The organism is Candidatus Egerieousia sp., assembly GCF_056211015.1.
In genome coordinates, this window is the sequence record NZ_JBAELF010000100.1 from 1 (window position 1) to 4589 (window position 4589).

The 4589-nt window shown below is 47.4% G+C and carries 3 protein-coding genes and 1 pseudogene; 2 read left to right on the plus strand and 2 right to left on the minus strand.

Annotated elements, in window-relative coordinates:
- The first annotated feature begins 40 nt into the window (after positions 1-40).
- The gene (locus AC06L3_RS07160; protein WP_475669935.1) at positions 41-2023 is read left to right on the plus strand and encodes a (Fe-S)-binding protein; all 1983 of its coding nucleotides are present in this window, start codon (positions 41-43) and stop codon (positions 2021-2023) included.
- Positions 2024-2072: 49 nt separating this feature from the next.
- Here the strand turns inward: AC06L3_RS07160 and AC06L3_RS07165 are convergent, their stop codons facing one another.
- Both AC06L3_RS07165 and AC06L3_RS07170 read right to left on the minus strand, forming a co-directional pair.
- Entirely contained in the window at positions 2073-2627 is a 555-nt protein-coding gene (locus AC06L3_RS07165) for a hypothetical protein (RefSeq protein WP_475669937.1), read from the minus strand.
- 4 nt (positions 2628-2631) lie between these two features.
- Positions 2632-3000: pseudogene (locus AC06L3_RS07170) on the minus strand (MBL fold metallo-hydrolase); the annotation flags it as partial.
- Positions 3001-3073: 73 nt separating this feature from the next.
- On the opposite strand from AC06L3_RS07170, the gene AC06L3_RS07175 reads away from it, so the two are divergent.
- A complete protein-coding gene (locus AC06L3_RS07175; protein ID WP_475669936.1) occupies positions 3074-4204 on the plus strand; it encodes a DUF362 domain-containing protein in 1131 nt (376 codons plus the stop codon).
- Positions 4205-4589 lie beyond the last annotated feature (385 nt).

Sequence of the window (4589 nt, forward strand, 5' to 3'; positions counted from 1 at the left end):
TGATTCTCAGCATTCAGAAAATTTATAATATTCAGTGATTATGATGCAGGAAAGAGTTCTGGAAGCGTTCGCCCCGTTCGTTCTGCCCTTCCTTTGCGGAATGGTGTTCGTGCTGCTTTACTGCTTCTGGGGATTGGCGAAAATATTATATCAGCTTGACAAGGAGGAAAGGGCCAAGCTTACAACCTTCTTTTTTACGCCTACCGGAATTGTGAAGAATCTCAAGGATATGTTCCTTGACTGTCTCATTCACGTGAAGCTATGGAAAAGGAATGTGCTGCTCGGATTCATGCATTCGAGCATAGCCTTCGGATGGTTCATGCTCATAGTGCTGGGACATATAGAGACCTGGTTCTATATACCTGAGAGAATGCATCTTGTATATTATCCTATCTTCTTCAGATACTTCATGCAGGTGAATGGCGCAACTGTTGGAGGAGCCCTGTTCTTCTTCCTCATGGACTTCTTCCTGCTTGTTGTGCTGATTGGCATAGGCCTGGCAATATTCAAGAGGTTCCGTTCAATGGCGCTGGGCATGAAGAGAACCACCCGCCTTACGCTGCTGGACCATATAGGGCTGTACAGCCTGTGGCTCATATTCCCTTTGAGGTGGATAGCGGAAGGCTTTACTGCCGGAGTTGCCGGAGGAAGTTTTATGACTGTTCCAATTAACTGGCTGTTGAGCAGTTTCATGCATAACCCTGAGAACATTACCATCGCCTGGTGGGCGTATTCAATAGATCTCGGATTGTTCCTGGTCTGTCTGCCGTTCACAAGGTATATGCACATCCCTACAGAGATACTTCTCATTCCTATGAGGAATGCCGGGCTAAAGGTGCGCTCTCATAACAGAGGCTTTGCACGTGCGCAGATGTTCACCTGCCCAAGCTGCGGAGTATGCATTGATGCCTGCCCCATGGGTTTGCACAAAAGGTCAAAGGATGCTACGGTATATCTGGTCCGTCAGTACAAGAGGAACAATGCGCAGCGCAGTCTTGAAATAGCTCAGAAATGTCTGATGTGCGGAAAATGCGGAACACTCTGTCCTATCCAGATAGATGCCGTGGACCTCAGGCTTGCCTACAGAAGCGCTCAGCATTACAATATCTCACCTGATTTCTCGTATCTTGGTGTCAGCGGTGCCTTGCAGATGCCTGCCACAGGAGATGGTGCCGGTCTTGTTGGAAAGGAGACAGCCGGTGCGGTTAGGACAATAGTCACAACCATTGGCGGCTCCGTGAAGAGCATAGGCGGTTCCGTGAAAAGCATAGGCCAGAAAATCATGAATCTTGGAAGCAGTTCTGAACAGGTTTTACAGAATATCGCATCACAGAAAGTGCTTTATTATGCGGGTTGCATGAGTTCACTTACACCTGTTGTGAGAACTTCCGTGGAGAAACTGCTCAATGTCGCTGGCGTTGATTGGTCAAACATGGACAGGGACCGCAGCATTTGTTGCGGAAGACCGCTGTTTCTTTCCGGAAGATTGCAGCAGGCCGCCCAGCTTGTTGAGGCCAATACAAAGATAATCAAGGAAAGCGGTGCCCGGATTCTGCTTGTAAGCTGTGCTATCTGTTACAGGATGTTCAGGGAGAAATATGAGCTGGAAGGCGTACGCGTGATGCATTACACCGAGTATTTCAACGAACTTATCAAGGAAAAACGTCTGAGAATCGAGCGCAGCGGCTTGAAATATGTATATCACGATCCTTGCGATCTAGGCCGTGGTTGTGGAATCTATGAGGAACCCCGTGAGGCCATAGCTTGTGCCGGCAAGCTTGTGAAAGCCGCCAAGGAACGTGCTCAGAGCATCTGCTGCGGAGGTTCGGTAGGCAGTCTTACTCTCAATTATGAAGAAAGAGGACATATAACCGAGCATTCGGTTGAGAACCTCATGGCTGAATCTCCGGACAGCATAATCACCGCCTGCCCGTTGTGCCTGACCACCTACTCCAAGCATTCACCTGTCCCTGTAAAGGATTTCGCACAGTTGCTGGCGGAGAGACTTATGACAAAGCAGTAGTGATTGTTTGCAAACAATCACTACTGCTTTGTATGAATAGTCAGAAGATTTATTTCGCAATTGCATCAACAAGCTGCTGGAGAGCAGGGATATCCGACTCTTTCATGCGGCTCCAGATGGTAACCATAGGTTCAATCAGGGCAATGTTCTTCATTGATTCGAACATAGGTTTGAGCGCACGTATCACTGAAGGTGCCCAGGAACCGTTCTCAATGATTGCAACCTTGCGGTTCTGATATCCCTTGATGGCAAGGTGATGCACGAAATCATACATTGGAGGGAACACGCTGGCATCGTAGCTCGATGCTGCCACAACCAGGCGGCTCATACGGAAAGCATCCTCAATGGCTTCAGCCATATCGCAACGGCTGAGATCCATGATTGACACCTTCTCAAGGCCTTTCTTCTCAAGCATCTGTGCAACTTTTTCGGCAACGGCCCTGGTGCCACCGTGTATTGAAGCGTATGCAACGAGAACTCCGTTTGTCTCGGCCTCGTACTTTGACCAGATATCGTAAAGATTGATATAGTAAGCCAGATTCTCCTTGAGCACCGGACTTTCCGAAACCGTCTGCAGAGAAGAGAACCTTGTCCTTGCTGTCATAACTTACAATAACCTCAGGCCAATGAACCATAGGAGCAGCCACGAACTTGAGGCTGTGCTCACCCAGATTCAATGTATCACCATCTTTTACAGCGATGGTTCTGCCACTGAAATCGTAAGCGGGAAAGAAGTTGGCAAGCATTTTCTCAGCCTTGCGGCCGTCCGCTGTATCCATTATACAAATATGCTCATCTTCAATAAGATAGGAATTATAAGACATTCCTTCAGGAACCACGTACTGGCTTTCGAACAAATCAATGTCAAGGTCGTCAACGCCTATATATTTTATGCTTGGTGTAATATTGCTCATCATAACTGCATTAATGTTTAAAGTTTTAATCAATGATAATTGGAATAATGCAAATTTAGCCATTATTATCCGGAACGGCAGACCTATTGCTATTTTGAAGGCTCCGTGCTAAATTTGTAAACAAAAAATATTGAATATGGAAAAATCAAAGGTTTATTTCGCTGATTTCAGAACCATTGCCTATGGCGACGGTCTTACAAAGAAACTTCAGAAACTTATTCGTACAGCAGGAATAGGTTCAATTGATATGGATGGCAAGTTCGTTGCCATAAAGATGCATTTCGGGGAGCTTGGGAACATGAGCTTCCTCCGTCCTAACTGGGCCCGTGCCGTTGTTGACGTTGTAAAGGGACTTGGTGGCAAGCCTTTCCTCACGGACTGCAACACAATGTATCCGGGAAGCAGGAAGAATGCGCTCGAGCATCTTTACTGCGCATGGGAGAACGGTTTCACTCCTATCACGGTAGGCTGTCCTATATTGATTGGCGACGGCCTCAAGGGAACGGATGATGTTTCAGTTGAGGTGAAAGGCGGAGAATACATCAAGAAGGCAATGATAGGCCGCGCAATCATGGACGCCGACATCTTCATATCGCTCACTCATTTCAAGGGCCACGAGGAAGCCGGCTTCGGCGGAACAATAAAGAATATTGGAATGGGTTGCGGTTCAAGGGCAGGTAAGGCGGACCAGCACTGCAACGGAAAACCGGTTGTTCGCGAGGATAAGTGCCGCGGTTGCAGAAGATGTCAGAAGGAATGCGCCAACAATGGATTGGTTTACAATGAGGAAACCAGAAAGATGGGCATTGACCTGAACAATTGCGTTGGTTGCGGACGCTGCCTTGGCGCCTGCAACTTCGATGCCATAGAGTACAGGGACTATGACGCCAACAAACATCTGGACTGCAAGATGGCCGAATATGCTAAGGCTGTTGTTGACGGCAGACCTCAGTTCCACATTTCACTCATAATTGACGTTTCACCTAACTGTGACTGCCACTGCGAGAACGACGTTCCTATTCTCCCTAACATTGGAATGTTCGCTTCATTCGACCCGCTCGCTCTTGACCAGGCCTGCGTTGATGCGGCTCTTGCAGCAAAGCCTATGCCTGGAAGCCAGCTCTATGAGAATATTCACAAGGAGGGTTTCGTTGATCATCATGACCATTTCAAGAACTCAACTCCTGAATCCGAGTGGCGCGCCCAGCTGGACCATGCCGCAAAGATAGGTCTTGGCAACAGAGAATATGAGATTGTCAAACTTTGATTTGTAATATCCGTAAGGATTTACGGTTGATACAATTCAGCCCACGAGAACCTTGTCTATGTTGCGTGTGGCGGAGTCAAAGTTGATGCCTATGCGGTCCGTGCTTCCATAAGCCACAAAATTAACTTGCAGATTTCACAAATGCAAGAAGATTTTTTGCACAAATGAAATGGAGTGCGTATATTTGTCCAATTATGGGCATTTCAGGCACATATAATTCTTGCGTTCCCGCCCGGAATCTGAGGGGGGGGGGTATAATTATCTATTAATCAACAGTTTGCGTAATTTCCGCGGCGGTTCTGGCTTCAGGACCGTGGCTTTGCTGTGTCCGGACGGTTTTGCCTGTTCCGGTGTAACTGCATTTTCTCCAAGCTATTTTATCAAT